Origin of the sequence: Streptomyces sp. TSRI0107, from assembly GCF_001905845.1 — a bacterium.
In the GTDB taxonomy this organism is placed as follows: Bacteria; Actinomycetota; Actinomycetes; order Streptomycetales; family Streptomycetaceae; genus Streptomyces.
In genome coordinates this window covers 169,025-189,882 of record NZ_LIVZ01000011.1, presented here as the reverse complement: position 1 = coordinate 189,882, position 20,858 = coordinate 169,025, and the positions used below count along the sequence as shown (strand labels likewise).

The 20,858-nt window shown below is 73.9% G+C and carries 22 protein-coding genes; 10 read left to right on the top strand and 12 right to left on the bottom strand.

Features of this window, described 5'->3' with window-relative positions; all coding sequences use genetic code 11:
• Positions 1-432: 432 nt before the first annotated feature.
• Both AMK31_RS28515 and AMK31_RS28510 read left to right on the top strand, forming a co-directional pair.
• Positions 433-996, top strand: coding sequence for a hemerythrin domain-containing protein (locus AMK31_RS28515; RefSeq protein WP_073943548.1), 564 nt, complete (start codon positions 433-435; stop codon positions 994-996).
• A 50-nt stretch (positions 997-1,046) separates the two neighbouring features.
• A complete protein-coding gene (locus AMK31_RS28510) occupies positions 1,047-1,241 on the top strand; it encodes a DUF2795 domain-containing protein (RefSeq protein WP_073943547.1) in 195 nt (64 codons plus the stop codon).
• A 73-nt stretch (positions 1,242-1,314) separates the two neighbouring features.
• Here AMK31_RS28510 and AMK31_RS28505 read toward each other — a convergent pair whose 3' ends face one another.
• Genes AMK31_RS28505 through AMK31_RS28490 form a run of 4 tightly spaced genes read right to left on the bottom strand, consistent with a single transcriptional unit; the run spans position 1,315 to position 5,030 of the window.
• Positions 1,315-2,229: a glycosyltransferase family 2 protein gene (locus tag AMK31_RS28505; protein ID WP_073943546.1), complete on the bottom strand. Its 915-nt coding sequence runs from the start codon at positions 2,227-2,229 to the stop codon at positions 1,315-1,317.
• Positions 2,226-3,143 carry a glycosyltransferase family 2 protein gene (locus tag AMK31_RS28500; RefSeq protein ID WP_073943545.1) on the bottom strand — a complete coding sequence of 306 codons (918 nt, stop codon included), beginning with the start codon at positions 3,141-3,143 and terminating at the stop codon, positions 2,226-2,228. The genes AMK31_RS28505 and AMK31_RS28500 overlap by 4 nt, the downstream gene beginning before the upstream one ends.
• A gap of 4 nt (positions 3,144-3,147) precedes the next feature.
• The gene (locus tag AMK31_RS28495) at positions 3,148-4,011 is read right to left on the bottom strand and encodes a glycosyltransferase family 9 protein (RefSeq protein ID WP_073943544.1); all 864 of its coding nucleotides are present in this window, start codon (positions 4,009-4,011) and stop codon (positions 3,148-3,150) included.
• Positions 4,008-5,030, bottom strand: a complete 1,023-nt coding sequence (locus tag AMK31_RS28490) for an NAD-dependent epimerase/dehydratase family protein (protein WP_073943543.1) — start codon at positions 5,028-5,030, stop codon at positions 4,008-4,010. Before AMK31_RS28490 ends, AMK31_RS28495 begins: the two co-directional genes overlap by 4 nt.
• A 410-nt stretch (positions 5,031-5,440) precedes the next feature.
• Here AMK31_RS28490 and AMK31_RS28485 point away from each other — a divergent pair, with 410 nt between their 5' ends.
• Positions 5,441-6,625 (top strand): phosphodiester glycosidase family protein, encoded by a 1,185-nt coding sequence (locus tag AMK31_RS28485; protein WP_073943542.1) that lies wholly within the window; start codon positions 5,441-5,443, stop codon positions 6,623-6,625.
• Positions 6,626-6,652: 27 nt separating this feature from the next.
• On the opposite strand, the gene AMK31_RS28480 is transcribed toward AMK31_RS28485, so the two are convergent.
• The 6 genes from AMK31_RS28480 to AMK31_RS28455 all read right to left on the bottom strand — a co-directional run bounded on the left by AMK31_RS28480 (position 6,653) and on the right by AMK31_RS28455 (position 11,887).
• Complete coding sequence (locus tag AMK31_RS28480; protein ID WP_073943541.1) at positions 6,653-6,847, bottom strand: hypothetical protein; 195 nt, start codon at positions 6,845-6,847, stop codon at positions 6,653-6,655.
• Between the two features lie 113 nt (positions 6,848-6,960).
• The gene (locus AMK31_RS28475; protein WP_073943540.1) at positions 6,961-7,824 is read right to left on the bottom strand and encodes a phosphatidylinositol-specific phospholipase C/glycerophosphodiester phosphodiesterase family protein; all 864 of its coding nucleotides are present in this window, start codon (positions 7,822-7,824) and stop codon (positions 6,961-6,963) included.
• Between the two features lie 175 nt (positions 7,825-7,999).
• On the bottom strand, positions 8,000-9,079 hold the full coding sequence (locus AMK31_RS28470) for an acyl-CoA dehydrogenase family protein (RefSeq protein ID WP_073943539.1): 1,080 nt from the start codon (positions 9,077-9,079) through the stop codon (positions 8,000-8,002).
• Positions 9,076-10,257, bottom strand: a complete 1,182-nt coding sequence (locus AMK31_RS28465; RefSeq protein WP_073943538.1) for an acyl-CoA dehydrogenase family protein — start codon at positions 10,255-10,257, stop codon at positions 9,076-9,078. The genes AMK31_RS28470 and AMK31_RS28465 overlap by 4 nt, the downstream gene beginning before the upstream one ends.
• Positions 10,254-11,219 (bottom strand): NADPH:quinone oxidoreductase family protein, encoded by a 966-nt coding sequence (locus AMK31_RS28460; protein WP_073943537.1) that lies wholly within the window; start codon positions 11,217-11,219, stop codon positions 10,254-10,256. The genes AMK31_RS28465 and AMK31_RS28460 overlap by 4 nt, the downstream gene beginning before the upstream one ends.
• Before the next feature lie 86 nt (positions 11,220-11,305).
• Positions 11,306-11,887 carry a helix-turn-helix domain-containing protein gene (locus AMK31_RS28455; RefSeq protein ID WP_073943670.1) on the bottom strand — a complete coding sequence of 194 codons (582 nt, stop codon included), beginning with the start codon at positions 11,885-11,887 and terminating at the stop codon, positions 11,306-11,308.
• Positions 11,888-11,966: 79 nt separating this feature from the next.
• Between AMK31_RS28455 and AMK31_RS28450 the strand changes: the two genes are divergently transcribed.
• From AMK31_RS28450 to AMK31_RS28430, 5 genes are all read left to right on the top strand, one after another.
• Complete coding sequence (locus tag AMK31_RS28450) at positions 11,967-12,944, top strand: NAD(P)/FAD-dependent oxidoreductase (protein WP_073943671.1); 978 nt, start codon at positions 11,967-11,969, stop codon at positions 12,942-12,944.
• 29 nt (positions 12,945-12,973) lie between these two features.
• Positions 12,974-14,512 carry an ATP-dependent DNA ligase gene (locus AMK31_RS28445; RefSeq protein WP_073943536.1) on the top strand — a complete coding sequence of 513 codons (1,539 nt, stop codon included), beginning with the start codon at positions 12,974-12,976 and terminating at the stop codon, positions 14,510-14,512.
• Positions 14,509-14,973 carry an NUDIX domain-containing protein gene (locus AMK31_RS28440; protein ID WP_073943535.1) on the top strand — a complete coding sequence of 155 codons (465 nt, stop codon included), beginning with the start codon at positions 14,509-14,511 and terminating at the stop codon, positions 14,971-14,973. Before AMK31_RS28445 ends, AMK31_RS28440 begins: the two co-directional genes overlap by 4 nt.
• A gap of 73 nt (positions 14,974-15,046) precedes the next feature.
• Entirely contained in the window at positions 15,047-16,432 is a 1,386-nt protein-coding gene (locus tag AMK31_RS28435; protein WP_073943534.1) for an NADP-dependent succinic semialdehyde dehydrogenase, read from the top strand.
• Positions 16,433-16,457: 25 nt separating this feature from the next.
• On the top strand, positions 16,458-16,697 hold the full coding sequence (locus AMK31_RS28430; protein ID WP_073943533.1) for a DUF6213 family protein: 240 nt from the start codon (positions 16,458-16,460) through the stop codon (positions 16,695-16,697).
• A gap of 178 nt (positions 16,698-16,875) precedes the next feature.
• Here AMK31_RS28430 and AMK31_RS28425 read toward each other — a convergent pair whose 3' ends face one another.
• A complete protein-coding gene (locus AMK31_RS28425; RefSeq protein ID WP_073943532.1) occupies positions 16,876-18,102 on the bottom strand; it encodes an acyl-CoA dehydrogenase family protein in 1,227 nt (408 codons plus the stop codon).
• A gap of 169 nt (positions 18,103-18,271) precedes the next feature.
• Between AMK31_RS28425 and AMK31_RS28420 the strand changes: the two genes are divergently transcribed.
• Entirely contained in the window at positions 18,272-18,916 is a 645-nt protein-coding gene (locus AMK31_RS28420; protein WP_073943531.1) for a TetR family transcriptional regulator, read from the top strand.
• Positions 18,917-18,929: 13 nt separating this feature from the next.
• Here the strand turns inward: AMK31_RS28420 and def are convergent, their stop codons facing one another.
• Entirely contained in the window at positions 18,930-19,469 is a 540-nt protein-coding gene (gene def, locus AMK31_RS28415; RefSeq protein WP_073943530.1) for a peptide deformylase, read from the bottom strand.
• A gap of 149 nt (positions 19,470-19,618) precedes the next feature.
• On the opposite strand from def, the gene AMK31_RS28410 reads away from it, so the two are divergent.
• Complete coding sequence (locus AMK31_RS28410) at positions 19,619-20,857, top strand: MurT ligase domain-containing protein (RefSeq protein ID WP_073943529.1); 1,239 nt, start codon at positions 19,619-19,621, stop codon at positions 20,855-20,857.
• Position 20,858 lies beyond the last annotated feature (1 nt).

Sequence of the window (20,858 nt, the reverse complement as noted above, 5' to 3'; positions counted from 1 at the left end):
CGCCACGGTGAGCTGGACGCGTCGGGCGGCGGGGGCGCGGAGGTGGCGGAATCAGGCACGGCGGAGGAATCAGGCACGGCGGTTCTCGGCAGGTGTCCGGGGACTCGGGGGATCGGGAAATCCACGGGAGTCGGGATCACCGGCTGCACTGCGCGGTCACTCCACGGGATCTTCGGGACGAGCGCCGCCCATCGTGGCAGACGGGCCGCCCGAGTCCTGACCGGGCGCCCTCGTCGCGGGTGGCCCGAATGGGGCAAGTTCCGCCCCCGCCAATCGACTTGCCGCATCCTGTGCACTTGCTCACAGGCGCTCCGGGGACCCCCGCATTCCCACCCGTACGGCCGCGTTACGCCCCGCCCCGGCACGGGCACCCGGGAGTCCGGGACGGACGGACCCCTCCGAGGGCCACCGCAGCGACGATGGAGGTACGACATGGGACATGGAGGAAACGTCATCGACGAGCTGATGACGGACCACCGCGAGGTGGAGGAGCTCTTCGGCAAGATCGAGGGCCTGCCGATGGGCTCCAAGGACCGCAAGGTCTACGCGGACCAGGTCACCATGGAGCTGGTGCGTCACTCGGTCGCCGAGGAGGCCCACCTCTATCCGGCGGTGCGCGAGCACCTGCCGAACGGGGACGCGCTGGCCGACAAGGAGATCGAGGACCACTCCAAGGCCGAGCGGATCGTGAAGGACCTGGAGGGCTGCGAGGCCGACGACCCCGAGTTCGACCGGCTTATGGGCATGCTCATGACCGAGATCCGCTCGCATGTGGCGGACGAGGAGCAGAACCTCTTCCCGATGCTGCGCGAGACGTGCCCCGCGGCGGCCCTCGACGAGCTCGGGGACAAGGTGCGGCAGGCGAAGAAGATGGCGCCGACGCGCCCGCACCCGGCCGCTCCCGACAGGCCCCCGGCCGACAAGCTGCTCGCACCCGGCATGGGACTCGTGGACCGGATGCGGGACGCGCTGACGGGCCGTGGCAAGAAGGACTGAACCGGTCCTTCGCCCAACCCCCCACACATCCTCGACGCCATGGAGGAATCATGGCCGGAATCACCCCTCCCGACCTGCAGAAGGCCCTGTCCGGCGCGGAGTACCCGACGGACAGCAAGAAGCTGGCGAAGGTCGCCCGGGACAATCACGCGTCCAAGGAGATCACCGACCGGATCGAGCACCTGGGCAAGAAGGAGTTCCAGAACCCGGCCGAGGTGAGCAAGGCCGTGTTCCGCGAGGAATGACCTCCCGCACACCGCGGACGGCGGCCGTGGCGCGCAAGCGCCACGGCCGCCGTCGTCATGTGATCTCTCAGCCTCAGCCGATGTACCGCCGCGCGGGCGAGGACCGCCGGGCCTTCTCCAGCGCGACCAGCCGCGCCTCCAGGTCGGGCGGCACGGGGTCGCGCTGCCGCAGCACCCAGGGCAGGCCGGCCGCCGCGTGCGCGAAGGCCCGCGCCGAGGCGCGGTCGTGCGGGACCGTGCGCAGCAGGTACCAGGTGCGGCGCAGCGCGGACGGCCAGGGGCGGCGCAGCCAGGTGAACCACAGGGTGTTGCGCAGGCCGAGGACGCGCCGGTGGGTGCTGTCGCGGACCGGGGAGGCGGCGTGATGGATGGTCAGCTCGGGGGCGTAGCTGAGCCAGTGCCCGCGCCGCAGCAGGTCGGTGGCGAGCAGTTCCTCCTCGCCGCCGAGCCACAGCCCGGGGTGGAAGCCGCCGACCGCGCGGAAGGCCTCGGTGCGCATCACGGTGGCGGCCGCCAGGAAGGAGCCGAGGGCGGGTCCGGGCAGCCACTCGGGGCCGCTGAGCGGCGAGTCGCGCAGTTCGGCGACCACCGGGTCCTCCTCCCCCGACGGTTCGACGAGGATCCGGGCGGTGACGGCGGCGAGCCGGGGCCGCGTGTCGAGGAGGTCCGCCGCCCGGCGCAGTGAGCCGGGCTCCCACCAGGTGTCGTCGTCGCAGAAGGCCACGTAGGGCGTGCGGACGCGCCGGACGGCGAGGTTGCGGCCGACGGCGCCGAGGTTGCGGCCGGGGCGCAGCAGCAGCACCTCCGGGTGGTCCCGGGCGACCGCGTCCGCCGTGCCGTCGGCCGATCCGTTGTCGGTGACGATCACGGGCGGGCGTTCCGGCAGGTCGCGCAGGGTGCGCAGGGTGCGCAGCAGTTCGGGGCGGCGGTCGCGGGTGATCACCACGACGGTGGTGCGGTCGTCCGGGCCGAGCGTGTCGCCGGTCATGTGTGCCTCCCGTCCAGGAGCCGGGCCGCCCGTTCGACGCGGCCGGGCAGCGGTGCGCGGTGCCTGAGGGCCGCGGGGAGCCTGGCGAGCGCCCCGCGCAGCGCCGCGGCGGCCGCCGGGTCGCCCCGGGCGGCGTCGGCGGCGAGCCGGGCGGTGTCGCGCAGGGCGACGCCGGCCGGGCGCCGCAGCCAGGCGGTGAGCAGCGCGTTGCGGCGTTGCACGGCGGAGCGGCCGGGCCGCCGGCCGGGGTCGGGGTGGTGCAGGGCGGTCACCTGGGGCACGTAGGCCACGCCCCAGTCGCGGGCCGCGAGATCGTAGGCGAGCAGGGTCTCCTCACCGCCGAAGAACAGCACCGGGTGGTAGCCGCCGGCGTCGAGGAAGGCCCGGCGCCGCACCACGGCCGCGCAGGCGAGGAAGCCGAGGACCGGGGGGCCGGGGAGCCCGGGGTCGGCGGGCAGCGGGGAGCCGGCGAGGACGGCGTTCAGCGGGTCCTCGGCGGCTTCCGGGCCGACCAGGGTGCGTGCGGCCAGCAGCCCCAGGCGGGGGTGGGTGTCGAGGACGTCGGCGGCGGTGGCCAGCGCGCCGGGCGCCCACCAGGAGTCGTCGTCGCTGAAGGCGACGTAGGGGGTGGTGGCGTGCCGGACGGCGAGGTTGCGGCCGAGGGCCCCGGTGTTGCGGGGCAGGGCGATGACCCGCGCGCCCACCGGGTGGGCGCGGGCGGCGGCGGCCGTGGCGTCGGCGGAGTCGTTGTCCACGACGATCACCGGGGGCCGTTCGGGCAGCGCGGCCAGCCGGTCCAGGGTGCGCAGCACGCTCTCCCGGCGGTCGCGGGTGATCACGGCGACGGTGATCCGGCCCGGCGCGGGGGTCCGGGCCGGGGCCTGCTGGGTCAGTGGCTGCTTGCGCACGGGCATCGCCTCATGTCCTTTCGTCGAGCAGCCGGTGCACGGCGGCGGTGACGTCCCGGGCGGTGCCGTGGTCCGGCTCCAGCAGGACCCCGGGCACGCCGTGCGGGCGGCGCGGTCCGTCCGGCGGGGCGAGCGACACCACCGGTGTGCCGGTGGCTGCGGCCAGCTGGGCGGGGCCGGGGGCGCCGGTGACGGCCACGTCGGCGGCGCGCAGTACCCCGGCCAGCCGCCGGGCGTCGGTACGGCCGCCGAGGTCGACGGCGGTGTTCCCGCTGACGTACCGGGTCAGCGCGCTCTCCGCCGGGTCGCCGGTGACGACGACACGGTGTCCGGCGTCGGCGAGCGCGGCGACCGCCGCGGCGCAGCGGTCGGGGTCCCAGGCGCCGTCGGGCGGTGCGGCGCCGGGGTGGACGACGACGTAGGGGCCGTTGCCGGTGAGGGCGGCGGTGTCCGGGGTGGGCAGCACCCGCAGGCGTCCGTCGTCGCCGGGGCGGGGGCGGAAGCCGAGGGCGGCGGCGGTGTCGAGGGCGTCGTCGGCGCCGGGGCCGCCGCAGGCGCCGACGCGGCCCACGCGGGCCTCGCGCAGCAGTCGCCCGGCGGAGTGGGGGCCGGGCCCGTCCGGGTCGAGGACGAGGGCCACGTCGTAGGCGTCCGCCCGCAGCCGCCGTACCAGCGCCTCGTCGTCCGCCTCCGGTGTGCCGGGCGGGTCGCGTACGACGATCTGGTCGACGTGCGGCAGCAGCCGGGCGGCGGGGGCGCCGCCGGGGCCGCACAGCACCGTCACCGGGTTCGCGCGGGTGGCGAGCGCGCGGACCGCCGGGCCCGCCAGGAGCACCTCGGCGAAGCCGTCGAGCCGTACGACGAGTGCCTTCACAGCCACCCCACCCCCGGGCAGCCGGCCGGTGTCCGCTCGGTGAAGTGCGCGATGGTCCGCTTGAACCCCTCTTCCCACGGGACCCGGGGCCGCCAGCCGTACAGCTCGCGGGCGAAGGTGGTGTCGGGCCGGCGCCGGGCGGGGCCGCGGGCCCGGCCGGGCCGGTACTCCAGGCGGGAGGGGGAGCCGGTCAGGTGGATCACCCGGCGGGCGATCTCCTCGACGGTGGCCTCGTCGTCGCCGCCGATGTTCACGGGCCGTACGGAGCGGCTGGCGGCCACCAGCAGCACGCCCTCCACGATGTCGTCGACGTAGGCGAGGGACCGGGTCTGGCTGCCGTCGCCCTCGACGGTCAGCGGGGCTCCGGCGAGCGCCTGCCGGACGAAGGTGGGCAGGACCTGCCGGCCGTCGGCGCGCATCCACGGACCGTAGGTGTCGAACACCCGCACGATGCCGGCGTCGGTGCCGTGGGCGGTCGCGCAGGCGGTGGTCAGGGCCTCGGCGAAGCGCTTGGCCTCGTCGTGGGCGCTGCGCGGGCCGACCGGGTCGACATGGCCCCAGCAGTCCTCGCGCTGCGGATGCCCGGCCGGGTCGCCGTAGACCTGGCAGGCGGAGCCCAGCAGGAACCGCGCCCCGTCCCGTTCGGCGACGGCGAGCGCGTTGCGGGTGCCGGGTCCGGCGGCGTCCAGTGCGGCCAGGCGGCGGTCCCGGCAGTCGGCAGGTGAGGCGGGGCCGGCGAAGTGCAGGACCAGGTCGTAGGGGCCGGGCAGCGCGTCGCGGCAGCCGGGGGCGCTCACGTCCTGGCGCAGGAACCGGAATCCGGGGCGTCCGGCCAGCCGGCGGACGGTGTCCGCGGAGCCGGTCGACAGGTCGTCCGCACAGTCGACCTCGATCCCGTCACCGAGCAGGCGTTCGCACAGATGGGAGCCCAGGAACCCGGCGCCCCCGGTGACCAGGGCGCGCCGCCAGCCCGGCCGGGACAGCGGCAGCGGTATCGCGGAGTACGCCGTCGGCGTCATGAGCGCGGCCTCCCTTCCGCCGAATGGTGAAGCACTTGCCGTTGAGGAGGGGTGGTCGGCGACCGGCGCCCGAGTGCCCCGCGGGGCCGCATTTCATACTGCGCCGTCCGGGGCGGGTGTGCCACATGGGTCCGCCGAGGCTGCTGTGATCGCTCACCGACCGCCCGCCGGGGGTTCCGTCTCGCCGGCCCGACCCATGTCCCGCCGCCGGCCCGACCCCGGCCCGCCGCCGGCCCGACCCCGGCCCGCCGCCGGCCCGTCGCCGGCCCGTCGAGTCCCGCCACCCGATCGGACATCGCCGTCTGGTGCACTTCCCGTCGTTCCTGGGACAGTTGACGGGACCTCAGGGGGGAAGTGTGACGCTTCGTCAAAGGCGGTTCCACGCAGGCAGAACGGTTCTGGCACTCCTCATGACCCTCGGCTCGCTTGCCGGTGCGGCCCTCGCCGGGGCGGCACCGGCCGGTGCCGTTCCCACGGCCGTCGACCTCGCACCGGGCGTGCGCTACGAGGAGTTCGACCTCCAGGCGGCGGGCGGCCCGGCCCGCGCGCACGTGCTCGACATCGACCTGAGCGATCCGAGGGTGCGCCTGGACCTGCTGTATCCGGGGGCGGTGGCCGCGCGGTCCGCCGTGTCCCGGCTCGCCGACGCCCAGGGGGCCGTCGCGGGCGTCAACGGCGACTTCTTCAACATCACCGAGACCCAGCACCCGGGCGTGGAGGCCACCGGCGCGAGCGTCGGACCCGCCGTCGCGAACGGCCGGACCCTGAAGGCGGCCGTGCCGGACGGGCAGCGCTTCGGCCCGGCGCTGCCGCCCGGCACCTCCACCCGTGACGTGTTCGGGGTGGGCGTCGACCGGCGCGCCCGGCTGGACGGCCTCGCCCTGGACGGGTCGGTCACCACGGCGCAGGAGGTGCTGCCGCTCGGCGGCCTCAACCAGTACGCGCTGCCGGTGGGCTCCGTCGGCGCGTTCACCGCGGACTGGGGCAGCGCCTCCCGGGTGCGCGCCACCTGCGGCACGGACACCGAGCGGGCCGCGCCCTGCAGCGCGGACACCTATGAGGTGACGGTCCGCTCCGGCCGCGTGGTGGCGGCGGCACAGACCCCGGGCCGCGGACCGATCGCCGCGGGCACGACCGTGCTCGTCGGCCGGGAGGCCGGGGCGCGGTGGCTGCGGGGACTCGCCGTGGGTGAGGCCGTACGGGTGCGGCACCGGCTGGTGGCGGCCCGGACCCGGGTGCCGTACCGCTTCGCCGTCGGCGGGTATCCGGTGCTGTCCGGCGGGCGGGCGCTGCCGGGCCTGGACGACCGGACCACGGCCGTGCGCTCCGCGGCGGGCCTGGCGGACGGCGGGCGGCGCGTGCTGCTGCTCTCGCTGGACGGCGCGCCCGAGTACCGCACCGGGCTGACGATCGCCGAGCTGGCGGCCGTCATGCGGCGCCTGGGCGCGGTCGACGCCTTCAGCCTGGACGGGGGCGGCTCCTCCACCCTGGTTGCGCGGGGGCCCGGCGAGACCGCCGTGACCGTGCGCAACCATCCGGCGGGCGGCGCCGAGCGGCCCGTGCCGAACGGGATCGGGGTGTTCTCGAGGCGGTGACCCCACGGCCCTTACGGCGGGCCGCCCTTACGGCCTGAGGCTGCTGACGATGTCCGCCGTCGCCGTCAGTCCGCTGTGGATCGTCGGGGCGATGCTCGTGCTCGCCAGGTAGAAGCCGAGCAGCAGGCAGACCAGCGCGTGGGAGATCTTCAGACCGCCGTTGCGCAGGAAGATCACCGCAAGGACCAGGAGCAGCAGCACCACCGAGATGGAAATGGCCATCGTCAACCTCCTCCGCCACGCCGTCACGCGTCCGGTTCACGGCGTTCGGCCGCAAGTGTGGCGTAGCGGAGGGTTCGTCCGGGCGGCTGACCTGTCCGCCGAACGTGTGGTGTCTACGCGGGCCGGTGAGCGTCGAGGAAGGCTTCGAGGCCGGCGAGGTCGTCGGTGTTGAGGTGGTCGACGCCCGCGGCGAGCAGTTCGGTCCACACCGCGTCGCGCTCCGGGCCGGGCTGGTCGGGGGTGGCCCAGAACCGCACCCGCTGCCCGCGCGCGTGCGCCGCCCGCACGATGCCGTGCAGCTTGTCCCGCTCGGCCCCGGGGAAGGCACCGGCGCCCCGCCAGGTGAACTGCTGGGTCCAGTTGTCGCTGATCAGCGGCGCGAAGGAGGCGGGTGCGGGGCCGCCGAGGTCGGTGAGCCGGCCGTCGTAGAAGGCCCGGCGGACGGTCTGGGCCTCCATGGGGGCGCGGGCCGCGCGGTCGCCGGAGATCACGGCGGTGACCGGGCCGGGCAGGACCCGGCCGTGGGCGTACGTGGTGAACAGGTGCCGGTAGCGGCGCAGGTGGCGGTCCAGTTCCGCGTAGGTCGAGGAGCCCTCGGTCTTGAGGTCGACGAGCAGCTGGAGGGAGCCCCGGTGCCCCCGGTACACGGAGCCCTTGTGGGCGCGGACGCGGGCGGCGAGCGGGTCGAGGTACAGGGATTCCAGGGTGCGGGCCGGGTCGAGGTCCTGCGGGTCGTGGGCGACGAGGAGCTGGTCGCCGACGAGGAAGATGTCGGCCTCGACGCTGCCGAAGCGGTGGTCGAGGGCGTCGAGCAGGGGGCGGGGGTGCTCGTAGTCGTTGTGGGCGTGGGCCCGCCACAACGGGCGCGGCCGGTGCCGCCGTTCACCGGCGAGGGCGCTGCCGGCGGGCAGGGCGGCGGTGCCCGCGAGGGCGGCGCCGAGGGTGGTGAGGGCTCTGCGGCGGGTGGTGAGGGCCATGTGCGCTGCCTCCCTTGAGGTGCCGGACGGATCGCAGTGAGTATGCGGTCGTCGGGGGCTCAGGAAGCAGTGCCGTGCGGTGAGTTGGCCGGAGTGCCGTCAGGTGTTCACTTCGCCGGGGCGGCGCGCACGGAAAAGCCCGCCCCTGGTGGGGCGGGCTTCTTCCAGGTGTCCGTCAGGGGGCCTGGAGGTCCACCAGTTCGGCCAGCGCCGCGCGGTGGGCGCCCGCGGTGCCGTAGGCGATCGAGTCGGCCTTGGCGCGCTTGAGGTACAGATGGATGGGGTGCTCCCAGGTCATCCCGATACCGGCGTGCAGTTGCAGTGCCTCCTCGGCGGCGTGCACGGCGACCGGGGCGGCGTAGGCCTGGGCGACCGCGACCGCCACGTCGGTGTCGGCGCCGGTGGCGAGCGCGTCGGCCGCGCCGCGGGCCGCGGCCCGCAGGTTGACGACCTCCAGCCACAGCTGGGCGAGCCGGTGCTTGAGCGCCTGGAAGCCGCCGACGGGCCGGTTGAACTGCTTGCGTTCCTTGAGGTAGCGGACGGTCTCGGTCAGCGTCCAGTCGGCGACGCCCAGTTGCTCGGAGGCGAGCAGACCGGCCGCGGCCCGCAGGGCCCGGCGTACCGCGGGCTCCGCGTCGCCCAGCCGCCGTCCCGGCGCCCCGTCGAGGACGACGGTGGCCACCGGCCGGGTCAGGTCGAGGGAGGGCTTCGCGGTGACGGTCGCGGCGCCGGCGGCCACCGCGTACAGGCCGCCGTCGTCCGCGGGGACGAGCAGCACGTCGGCGGCGGCCGCGTCCGCGATGCCGGTCAGCTCCCCGTGCAGGGTGCCGTTCTCCACCCGTACGGTCCGGAAGGCGCCGCCCGGGGCCGTGCTCAGGGCGACGGCGAGGGCGCCGATCGTGGTGGCGGTCGCCAGCTCGGTGAGCAGGTCGTCGGCGCCGCACTCCAGCAGCGCCTCGGTGGCGACGACCGCGCTCGTCAGGTACGGCACGGGCGCGACCGCCCGCCCCAGTTCCTCCAGGACGACGGCGGCCTCCCGGTGGGTGGCGCCCTGGCCGTCCAGCTCCTCCGGGATCAGCAGGCCGGCCAGGCCCATCCCGTCGGCGAGCGCCTTCCACAGCGCGATGTCGTGCGGGGTCTCCGACTCGGTGCGCGCGATGACGCCCGCCGGGTCGCAGTGGTCGGCGAGCAGACCCCGGACGGCGGCGCGCAGCGCCTCTTCCTCCTCGGAGTACAGCAGGTCGAGGTCGGTCATCGGGCGAGGTCCTTCCAGGCGACGTCCTTGTCGGTGCGCGGTTCGGAGGGCAGGCCGAGGACGCGCTCGGCGACGATGTTCAGCAGGACCTCGCTGGTCCCGCCCTCGATGCTGTTGCCCTTGGCACGCAGGTAGCGGTATCCGGCGTCCCGGCCGGTGAAGTCGACCAGTTCCGGCCGGCGCATGGTCCAGTCGTCGTACAGCAGGCCCTCCTCGCCGCGAAGTTCCACCTCCAGGCCGCTGATCTCCTGGTTGAGGCGGGCGAAGCCGAGCTTCATGCCGGCGCCCTCCGGGCCGGGCTGCCCCGCGACGAGCTGCTGGCGCAGGCGTTCGCCGGTGAGGCGGGCGACCTCGGCGTCCACCCACAGCTTCAGCAGCCGCTGGTGCAGGTCGTGGGTGCGCAGTTCGGGGCGTTCGCGCCAGGTCTTCGCGACGGGGCCGATCATGCCGCCCTCGCGGGGCAGCCGCATGCCGCCGATGGCGACGCGCTCGTTGTTCAGCGTGGTCTGGGCGACCCGCCAGCCGTCGCCGATCTCGCCGAGGCGGCAGGAGTCGGGGATGCGGACGTCGGTGAGGAAGACCTCGTTGAACTCGGCCTCGCCGGTGATCTGCCGCAGCGGCCGGACCTCGACGCCGGGGTCCGTCATGTCGCAGAGGAAGTAGGTGATGCCCTTGTGCTTGGGCACGTCCGGGTCGGTGCGGGCGATGAGGATGGCCCAGCGGGAGTTGTGCGCGCCGGACGTCCACACCTTCTGCCCGTTGACCACCCAGTCGTCGCCCTCACGGACGGCCCGCGTGCCGAGCGCGGCCAGGTCGGATCCGGCGCCCGGCTCGCTGAACAGCTGGCACCAGACCTCCTCACCGGTCCACAGGGGCTTGAGGAAGCGCCGCTTCTGCTCCTCGGTGCCGTAGTGGAGGATCGTCGGTGCGGCCATGCCGAGCCCGATGCCGTTGCGGCGCGCGTCGTTGTCGGGAGCGCCCGCCGCCTCCAGTTCGGCGTCGACGACGGCCTGGAGGGAGCGCGGGGCGCCCAGTCCGCCGAGGCCCTCCGGGAAGTGCACCCAGGCGAGTCCGGCGTCGAAGCGGGCCCGGAGGAATTCCATCCGGTCGGTGTCGGCGGGCGGGTGCGCGGCCAGCAACTCCTGGGTGCGGCGGCGCAGTTCGGCGGCGTCGGTCATCGGGCCTCCTCCATCACTACGGCGATCCGGCCCGTGCTGCGGCCGTCCGCCACCTTCTGCACGGCGGCCGCGGCCTCGCCCAGCGGGACGCGCTCGCTGATCAGCGGCTTGATCGCGCCCCGGGCGGCCAGGTCGGTGAGCTGGTCGTGGCAGTGCCGGACCAGCTTCGGGTTCTTGGTGTTGTACAGGCCCCAGTGCAGGCCGAGGATCGAGTAGTTCTTCACCAGGGCGTGGTTGAGCGCGGGGCTGGGGATGGTGCCGCTGGCGAAGCCGACGACCACGATCCGCCCCTCGAAGGCGACGGTCTTGGCGGACTGGGCGTAGGCGGCGCCGCCGACCGGGTCGTAGATCACGTCGGCGCCCCGGCCGCCGGTGGCCTCCTTGACGGCGGCGACCACGTCCTCGGCGTGCCGGTCGATCACCACGTCGCAGCCCAGCTCGCGGGCGACGGCGGCCTTGTCGGCGCCGCCGACGACGCCGATGACGGTGGCGCCGGCGGCCTTGCCGAGCTGGACGGCGGCGCTGCCGACGCCGCCCGCGGCGGCGTGCACCAGCAGGGTCTCGCCGGCCTCCAGACCGGCCCGCCGGTGCAGACCGAACCAGCCCGTCTGGTAGCCGATGTGCAGGGCGGCCGCCTCGGCGTCGTCCAGCGACTCGGGCGCGGGCAGCAGGGCGGCGGCGTCCGCGACGGCGTACTCGGCGAAACCGCCGTACGGCAGCGCCGGGTTGCCGATCACGCGGCGCCCGTCCTCGGTCTCGCCGCAGATCTCCACGCCCGGGGTGAACGGCAGCGGCGGCCGGATCTGGTACTGGCCGCGGCACAGCAGCGCGTCCGGGAAGTTGATGTTCGCGGCGCGCACCCGCACCAGGACCTGGCCGTCTCCGGGCGTGGGCCGCTCGACTTCCGCGAGGCGCATCACCTCACTCGGCTCGCCGTTCTCGTGCACGTGCCATGCCTGCATGCGCTGCCTCCACGGGACTGCGTCGTCTGACCGGGGTCGACGGCATACTAAGCGGTCGCTTGCCCATCAGGGAACAGTTGCGTGGGTCACCCGTTCGGTGCGCTCTTCGGCCGTGCCCGCACATGCATCCGCTCGCCCTGCGGCCCGAAGAGACTGAGGAACTCCACCGGGCCCTCCCCCGTCGACCCGAACCAGTGCGGCACCCGGGTGTCGAACTCCGCCGCCTCGCCGGCCGAGAGCACCACGTCGTGCTCTCCCAGCACCAGCCGCAGCTTCCCCGAGAGCACGTACAGCCATTCGTAGCCCTCGTGGGTGCGCGGGTCCGGCTCCTGTCTGCGCTGCGGCTCCAGCACCTTGAACGCCTGGAGGCCGCCGGGCTGCCGGGTGAGCGGCCAGTGGGTGCGCCCGCCCCGCGTCACCGGCTTCGCCCGCACCCGCGGGTCGCCGACCGGAGGGGCGCCCACCAGCTCGTCCAGCGGCACCTGATGGGCCTGCGCGATCGGCAGCAGCAGCTCAAGCGACGGCTTGCGCAGCCCCGACTCCAGCCGCGAGAGCGTGCTGACCGAGATGCCGGTCGCCTCGGAGAGGGCGGAGAGGGTCACCTCCCGCTCCTTGCGCAGCCGCCGCAGCCTCGGACCCACACCCGCCAGCACGTCATCGGTACTCATGACCGCCATTGCAGTTTCGGCAAACATGTTTGTCAATACGGCACCGCTTCGGCGACCGTCGGGCGTGGAGGTGGTCACCATGACCGAGAACACCGGGAACACGGAGAACACCGGGAGCACCGAGGGTGCGAGCGACCGGTACGAAGTGATCGTCGTCGGCGGCGGCGCCGCCGGCCTGTCCGCCGCGCTGGTGCTGGGCCGCGCCCGGCGCCGCACCCTGGTCGTCGACGCGGGCGAGCCCCGCAACGCCCCGTCCGGCCACATGCAGGGCTATCTGACACGGGACGGCATGCCGCCCGCCGAGTTCCTGGCGGCCGGCCGCGAGGAGATCGCCCGTTACGGCGTCGAACTGCTCCGGGACCGAGTCGTGGACGCCGTCCGCGACGGGGACTTCGCGGTGACCCTCGCGGGCGGGCGGACCCTGCGCGCCCGGCGTCTCGTCGTCACCACCGGCCTCAAGGACGAGCTGCCCGACGTCGAGGGCGTCGCCGAGCGGTTCGGACGCGATGTGCTGCACTGCCCGTACTGCCACGGCTGGGAGGTGCGCGACCGCGCCTTCGGGGTGCTGGCCGCCTCGCCGCTGAGCGTGCACCAGGCGCTGATGGTCTCCCAGTGGTCCGACGACGTGACGTTCTTCCCGCACACGGTCACCGAGGGGGACCTGTCCGACGACGACCTGCGCCGCCTGGCCACGGCCGGCGTGAAGGTGGTGCCCGGCGAGGTGGCGGGCCTGGTTGCCGAGGACGACCGGCTCACCGGGGTACGGCTCGTGGACGGCACGGTGCACCCCCGCGAGGTGCTGTTCGTCTCGCCGCGCCCGGTGCCGCGGACGGGGCTGCTGGAACGGCTGGGCGCCGAGCTGCACGACACCCCGTTCGGCAGCTACCCGGTGGTCGACGCGACGGGCCTGACCAGCGTGCCCGGCGTGTGGGCGGCGGGCAACGCGGTCGGCTTCGCCGAGCAGGTCGTCCACGCGGCGAGCGGCGGCTACCGGGCGGCCGCCACGATCAACGGGGAACTGCTGATGTCGGACCTGGACGCGGCCGTGGGGGTGTAGGCCCGACGCCGCCGGTGCACCCTGAGGGCATGCTGCTGGCCAGGCTCGCCCAGGTTTCCCGGGAGGTCGCCGCCACCTCGGCGCGCTCCCGCAAGACCGCCCTGCTCGCCGAACTGTTCCGCGAGGCGGAGCCGGACGACGCGCCCGTGGTCATCCCGTATCTGGCGGGACGGCTGCCCCAGGGGCGGCTGGGCGTCGGCTGGAAGGTGCTCGGCCGCCCGGTCGCCCCGGCCGCCGGACCCACCCTCACCGTGCGCGAGGTGGACGCCCGGCTCACCGAACTCGGCAAGGTGTCCGGGCCCGGCTCGCAGGCGGAGCGGGCCCGGCTGGTCGGGGAGCTGATGGGCGCGGCCACCGAGGAGGAGCAGCGGTTCCTGCTGGGGCTGCTCACCGGGGAGGTCCGGCAGGGCGCGCTGGAGGCGGTCGCCGTCGAAGGCCTGGCGGAGGCGACCGGCGCGCCGCCGGAAGACGTGCGCCGCGCGGTGATGCTTGCCGGCTCGCTGCAGACGGTGGCCGAGGCGCTGCTCACCGAGGGTCCGGCCGCCCTGGACCGGTTCCGGCTCACCGTCGGCCGCCCGGTGCTGCCGATGCTCGCGCACAGCGCGTCCTCGGTCGCGGAGGCGGTCGGCAGGCTCGGCGCGTGCGCGGTGGAGGAGAAGCTGGACGGCATCCGCGTCCAGGTCCACCGGGACGGCGACACCGTACGGCTCTACACCCGCACCCTCGACGACATCACCGACCGCCTGCCGGAGGTGACGTCCGCCGCGCTGGAGCTGCGCGGATCGCGGTTCGTGCTGGACGGCGAGGTCATCGCGTTCGACGGGGCCGGCCGGCCGCGCTCGTTCCAGGAGACCGCCGGGCGTGTGGGCTCCCGGGTGGACGTGGCGACCGCCGCCGAGGCGGTCCCCGTCTCCCCCGTCTTCTTCGACGCGCTCTCTGTCGACGGCCGCGACCTGCTCGACCTGCCGTTCGCCGAGCGGCACGCCGAGCTGGCCCGGCTGGTGCCGGAGCCGATGCGGGTGCGGCGCGCGCTGGTGTCCGGCCCCGACGACCTGCCCGCCGCCGAGGAGTTCCTGGCCGGGACGCTGGCGCGCGGCCACGAGGGCGTGGTGGTCAAGGACCTCGCCGCGCCGTACAGCGCGGGCCGGCGCGGCGCGTCCTGGCTGAAGGTGAAGCCGGTGCACACCCTCGACCTGGTGGTGCTGGCCGCCGAGTGGGGCCACGGCCGCCGCACCGGCAAGCTGTCCAACCTGCACCTGGGCGCCCGCCGCGAGGACGGCTCGTACGCCATGCTCGGCAAGACCTTCAAGGGCATGACCGATGTGATGCTGGCCTGGCAGACCGAGCGGCTGCGGGAGCTGGCGGTGTCCGACGACGGCCATGTGGTGACCGTCCGCCCGGAACTGGTCGTGGAGATCGCCTACGACGGTCTCCAGCGCTCCACCCGCTACCCGGCCGGCGTCACCCTCCGCTTCGCCCGCGTGATCCGCTACCGCGAGGACAAGCGGCCGCAGGACGCCGATACCGTCGAGGCCCTGCTGGCCGCGCATCCGGAGGTACGGCGGTGACCGGGCGCCGCAGCGCGGGGCTGCTGCTGTTCCGCCGCACCGAGCGGGGGCTGGAGGTGCTGCTCGGCCACATGGGCGGCCCCTACTTCGCCCGCAAGGACGCCGGGGCGTGGACGGTTCCGAAGGGCGAGTACGAGGCGGACGAACCCGCCTGGGAGGCGGCCCGCCGGGAGTTCCGGGAGGAGCTGGGGGTGACCCCGCCGGACGGGGCGGCCGTACCGCTGGGGGAGGTCCGTCAGACCGGCGGCAAGACCGTCACGGTGTGGGCGGTGGAGGGGGATCTGGACCCCGGCTCCGTCGTCCCGGGGACGTTCACGATGGAGTGGCCGCCGAGGAGCGGCCGCACCGCCGAGTTCCCCGAGCTGGACCGGGTCGGCTGGTTCGGCCTGGACGCCGCCCGGGCCGTGATCGTGCGGGCACAGGCCGCGTTTCTCGACCGGCTGGCTGAGCACTCGCCCTGAGGAGGCGCCCCGCGTTGCGGCCCCCGCCGCCGCGCGCGAAGGTCGAAGCACAACCCTTGCCAGGAGGTCAGCCATGCCCATCGCGACGGTGAACCCGGCGAACGGCGAGACGGTCAAGACGTACGAGGCCATGGGCGAGGAGGAGATCGAGCGCCGGCTCCAGCTCGCCGAGGCCACCTTCCGCACCTACCGGACGACCGACTTCGCCGAGCGCGCCCGGCTGATGCACCGGGCCGCCGACCTCCTCGACGAGGACCAGCAGGACATCGCCCGGGTGATCACCACGGAGATGGGCAAGCCGGTCAGGCAGGCCCGCGCAGAGGCCGCGAAGTGCGCCAAGGCGATGCGCTGGTACGCCGACCACGCCGAGGAGCTGCTGGCCGACGAGGAGCCCGCCGAGGCCGATGTGAAGGACTCCGGCGCCTCCCGCGTCCTCGTCCGCTACCGGCCGCTCGGGCCGGTGCTCGCGGTGATGCCGTGGAACTTCCCGCTGTGGCAGGTGATCCGGTTCGCGGCGCCCGCGCTGATGGCGGGCAACGTCGGGCTGCTCAAGCACGCCTCGAACGTGCCGCAGACCGCCCTCTACCTGGAGGACCTGTTCCACCGCGCGGGCTTCACCGAGGGCTGCTTCCAGACCCTGCTGATCGGCTCCGCCGCGGTGAACGACATCCTGCACGACGAGCGGATCAAGGCGGCCACCCTCACCGGCAGCGAGCCCGCCGGCCGCGCGGTCGCCTCCACCGCCGGCGAGATGATCAAGAAGACGGTGCTGGAGCTGGGCGGCAGCGACCCGTTCGTCGTGATGCCGTCCGCCGACCTGGACCGGGCCGCCGAGGTCGCGGTGAACGCCCGCTGCCAGAACGCCGGGCAGTCCTGCATCGCCGCCAAGCGGTTCATCGTGCACACGGACGTCTTCGACACCTTCGCGGAGCGCTTCGTCGCCGGGATGCGGGCGCTGAAACTCGGCGACCCCACCGACGAGGAGACCGAGGTCGGGCCGCTCTCCAGCGAACGGGGGCGGACCGACGTGGAGGAGCTGGTGGACGACGCGGTGCGCGGCGGGGCGACCGTGCTGTGCGGCGGGGAGCGCCCCGACGGGCCCGGCTGGTACTACCCGCCGACCGTGCTCGCCGGGATCACCCGGGAGATGCGGATCCACCGCGAGGAGGCGTTCGGGCCGGTCGCCACGCTGTACCGGGCGGGTGACCTGGACGAGGCGGTGCTGATCGCCAACGACTCGTCGTTCGGGCTGAGTTCGAATGTGTGGACCCGGGACGAGAACGAGGTCGACCGGTTCGTCCGGGACCTGGAGGCGGGCGGTGTCTACGTCAACGGGATGACGGCCTCCCACCCGGCGTTCCCGTTCGGCGGAGTGAAGCGGTCCGGGTACGGGCGTGAGCTGTCCGGGCACGGAATCCGCGAGTTCTGCAACATCACCACGGTTTGGCACGGTGCGTGAGGGCCGCACGGATACGATCCCGATTGTGAACCGCGAAGTGACTCTGCCTCTGATCGTCGACGACCGCGGGACCCTTCAGGTGGCCGCGGCCGATGTGAGCAAGCTGCTCCGCGTGGTGGGCGGGCGGTGGCTGCGTCTTGTCGAGGCCGGTGAGGAGGGGCTCGACGAGGACACCGTCGCGGCGCTGACCATCGAGCTGGCGAAACTGGCCGATCGCATCGACGTGGCCTGCATCGCGCACAGCAGCGGGGCAGGCGTGGACTGAGCGGCGGACTGAGCGCCTTTCAGGCGCGACGCCTCGCCCGGCACTCCTTGTGGAACTCCCGGACGATCCAGACGCCTGCCGTGAACACGGTGAGCAGTACGGCGACGCCGCCCAGGAACGGATAGATCATGCCGTCAGCATGACAGACGTCCGTCCCGGGCGGCGCACCGGATTCCCGCTAGCGGATCGGCATGCCCGACAGCGTCCGGGCGATCACCAGGCGCTGGATCTCGCTCGTACCTTCGAAAATGGTGTAGATGGCGGCGTCGCGGTGCATGCGCTCCACCGGGTACTCCCGGGTGTAGCCGTTGCCGCCGAGGATCTGGATGGCCTGGGCGGTGACCTTCTTCGCCGTCTCGCTGGCGAACAGCTTGGACATCGAGCCCTCGGCCGCGGTGAACGGCCTGCCGTTGACCGCCATCCAGGAGGCACGCCACACAAGGAGGCGGGCGGCGTCGATCTGGGTGCGCATGTCGGCGAGCTGGAAGGCGACGCCCTGGTTGTCGATGATCGGGCGGCCGAACTGCTCACGGGTCCGCGCGTAGTCGAGGGCGACCTCGTACGCGGCGCGGGCGGTGCCGACCGCCATCGCGCCGACCGCCGGGCGGGACGCCTCGAAGGTGGCCATGGCGGCGTTCTTCACGCGCTCCCCGCCGGCTTTGGCCTTCTCGCGGGCCCGTGCCAGCCGCTCGTCCAGCTTCTCCTTGCCGCCGAGCAGGCAGGAGCCCGGGACGCGCACGTTGTCGAGGATGACCTCGGCGGTGTGCGAGGCGCGGATGCCGTGCTTCTTGAACTTCTGCCCCTGGGAGAGGCCCGGGGTGTCCGGCGGGACGATGAAGGAGGCGTGGCCCTTGGAGCCCAGCTCCGGGTCGACGACGGCGACGACCACGTGGACGTTGGCGATGCCGCCGTTGGTCGCCCAGGTCTTCGTGCCGTTGATCACCCACTCGTCCTTGGCCTCGTCGTACACCGCACGTGTGCGCATGGAGGCCACGTCGGAGCCGGCGTCCGGCTCGGAGGAGCAGAACGCGGCGACCTTGACGTCGTTCGCGTCGCCGTACATCTGTGGGATCCAGGTGCCGATCTGCTCGTCGGTGCCGTTGGCGAGGACGCCGACGGCGGCGAGGCCGGTGCCGACGATGGAGAGGGCGATGCCGGCGTCGCCCCAGAACAGCTCCTCCATGGCCATGGGGATGCCGAGGCCGGTGGGGTCGAAGTACTGCTGGGCGTAGAAGTCGAGGGAGTAGATGCCGACCTTCGCGGCCTCCTGGATGACCGGCCAGGGAGTTTCCTCACGCTCGTCCCATTCGGCGGCCGCGGGCCGGATGACATCGGCGGCGAAGCCGTGCAGCCAGTCCCGGACCTCCTTCTGTTCGTCGTTGAGCTCCATGGTGAACTCGGCCATGTCCCCTCCAGCGGCGCACATGCGTGTTACTTGCGGTAACCGCAGTCTGTTACCGGCGGGTAGGAAAAGTCAACTCACCGGCTGCCCCCGGCAGCCCGTTCGATGCCCGGCCCGCGTTGAGTGTTAGTTTGCGCAGGCGTCACCGAATGAACACGGGTGGGGAGAGCACATGGACACCACGCAGCGGACCGAGCAGCAGCGGTCCGCCGACCGCCGACGGCGCGAGCTGCTGGAGGCCGCGGACCGGGTCGTGCTGCGCGACGGCCCACAGGCGTCCATGAACGCCATCGCCGCGGAGGCGGGCATCACCAAGCCGATCCTCTACCGCCACTTCGGTGACAAGGGAGGCCTCTACGCGGCGCTCGCCAAGCGGCACACCGACGCCCTGCTGGACTCGCTGCGGGCGGCCCTGGACGCGCCGGCCGACCGGCGCGAGCGGGTCGAGGCCACCCTGGACACCTACCTGGCGGCCATCGAGGCACGTCCCCAGGTGTACCGGTTCCTGATGCACCCGGCGGAGGGCGGCCAGGCCGGCGACCAGGGCTTCGACGTCGGCAAGCACTCGGCGCCGGTGCTGCGGCGGATGGGCGAGGAACTGGGCAAGGTCATCGAGGAGCGGCTGGACCTCGGGCCGGGCAGCGAGCAGCTCGCCAGGGTGTGGGGCCACGGCATCGTCGGGATGATGCACGCGGCCGGCGACTGGTGGCTCGGGGAGCGCCCCTGTTCCCGGCAGGAGCTGGTGCGCAGCCTGGCCGACCTGCTGTGGGGACGGCTCGCCGCGGCCGGGGACAAAATGGGAGGTCCGGGGTTCTGAGGCGGTCTCCCGCTCACCGGCGCCAGGGAGCTCTGGCCACCTGGCGCATCAGCCGGCGGTGGCGCCGGCCCGTCAGACGGTCGGCGTACACCTGGCCCTCCAGGTGGTCGCACTCGTGCTGGAGGCAGCGCGCGAAGAACCCCGTGCCGTGGATCGTGACCGGCTCGCCGGTCGCCGTGAACCCCTCGACCACGGCGTGGTCGTAACGCTCCGTGCCCGCCTCCAGCCCCGGAAGGGACAGACATCCCTCGGGTCCCCGGACCACGAGTCCGTCCGTCTCCACCAGCCGGGGGTTCACCACATGACCGAGGTGCCGCACGTCCTCGTCGTCCGGGCAGTCGAAGACGAACACCCGCAGCGACTCCCCCACTTGGTTCGCGGCCAGGCCCACCCCCTGGGCCGCGTACATCGTCGCGAACAAGTCCTCCACGAGCCGGGACAGTTCGGGACCGAAGTCGGTGACCTCCGCGCAAGGGGTGCGCAGAACGGGGTCGCCGAGCAGGGTGAGAGGCCGGACGCGCCCGTGGGCGCCCGGGATCGAGCCGTGTCGCATGGGCGCAAGGGTACGGTTCCCTCAGCCCGCGCAGGTCGCCCGGGCATGGGCCGGGATTCGGGAGTGCGAATGGATCTCGATAGGCTGACCACCACCACGTTGCCGGCAGGCCCCAGGCACGGCGCGTACGCAAGGAGGATCGAGAACTGATGGCAGGCAACTCGGACCCGCTCACGCCGCGGGCCAAGCTGGCCGTGACCGCGGGCAAGGCGGTCGCTGCGGCATCGCGCGCCGCGGGACGCGGCAGCGGTTCGGTGATCGGTGGCCGGGTGGCACTCAAACTCGACCCCGACCTCCTGGCCAGGCTCGCCCAGAACCTGGACGTCGTCCTGGTCTCGGCGACCAACGGCAAGACCACCACCACCCGGCTGATCGCCGAGGCCCTGCGGGCCGCGGGCCCGGTGGTGTCCAACGCGCTCGGCGCCAACATGCCGGCCGGCATCACCTCGGCGCTCGCGGGCGGCTCGGACGCCCGGTACGGCGTCATCGAGGTCGACGAGAAGTACCTCGCCGGCGTCGCCCGGGACACCGACCCCAAGTGCATCGCGCTGCTGAACCTCTCGCGCGACCAGCTCGACCGCGCCGCCGAGACCCGCATGCTCGCGGAGAACTGGCGCGAGGGCCTGGCCGGGTCCAAGGCCGTGATCGTCGCGAACGCCGACGACCCGCTGGTCGTGTGGGCGGCGTCGTCGTCCCCGAATGTGATCTGGGTCGCAGCCGGGCAGATGTGGAAGGACGACGCCTGGTCCTGCCCCGCCTGCGGCGGTGTGATGCAGCGCCCCGGCGACGACTGGTTCTGCGGTGAGTGCGGCTTCCGTCGGCCCACCCCGACCTGGGCGCTCTCCGGCGACCATGTCCTCGACCCGCACGGCTCCGCCTGGCCGATCCACCTCCAGCTGCCGGGCCGCGCCAACAAGGCCAACGCCGCCAGCTCGGCCGCCGTCGCCGCCGTGTTCGGCGTGCCGCCGCAGGTCGCCCTGGAGCGGATGTACCAGGTGCAGGCCGTGGCCGGCCGCTACGACGTCGTCCAGTTCCAGGGCCGCGACCTGCGGCTGCTGCTGGCGAAGAACCCGGCTGGCTGGCTGGAGACGTTCTCGCTGATCGACCCGCCGCCCGCCCCGGTGATCCTGTCCGTGAACGCGCGCAGTGCCGACGGCACCGACACCTCGTGGCTGTGGGACGTCGACTACACCCGGCTCACCGGCCACCCGATCTTCGTCGTCGGCGACCGCAAGCTGGACCTGGCGGTGCGACTGGAGGTCGCCAACCAGCACTTCCAGGTGTGCGAGAACCTCGACCAGGCCGTGCAGATGTGCCCGCAGGGCCGGATCGAGGTCATCGCGAACTACACCGCGTTCCAGGATCTGCGCCGCCGCGTCGGCAACTGAG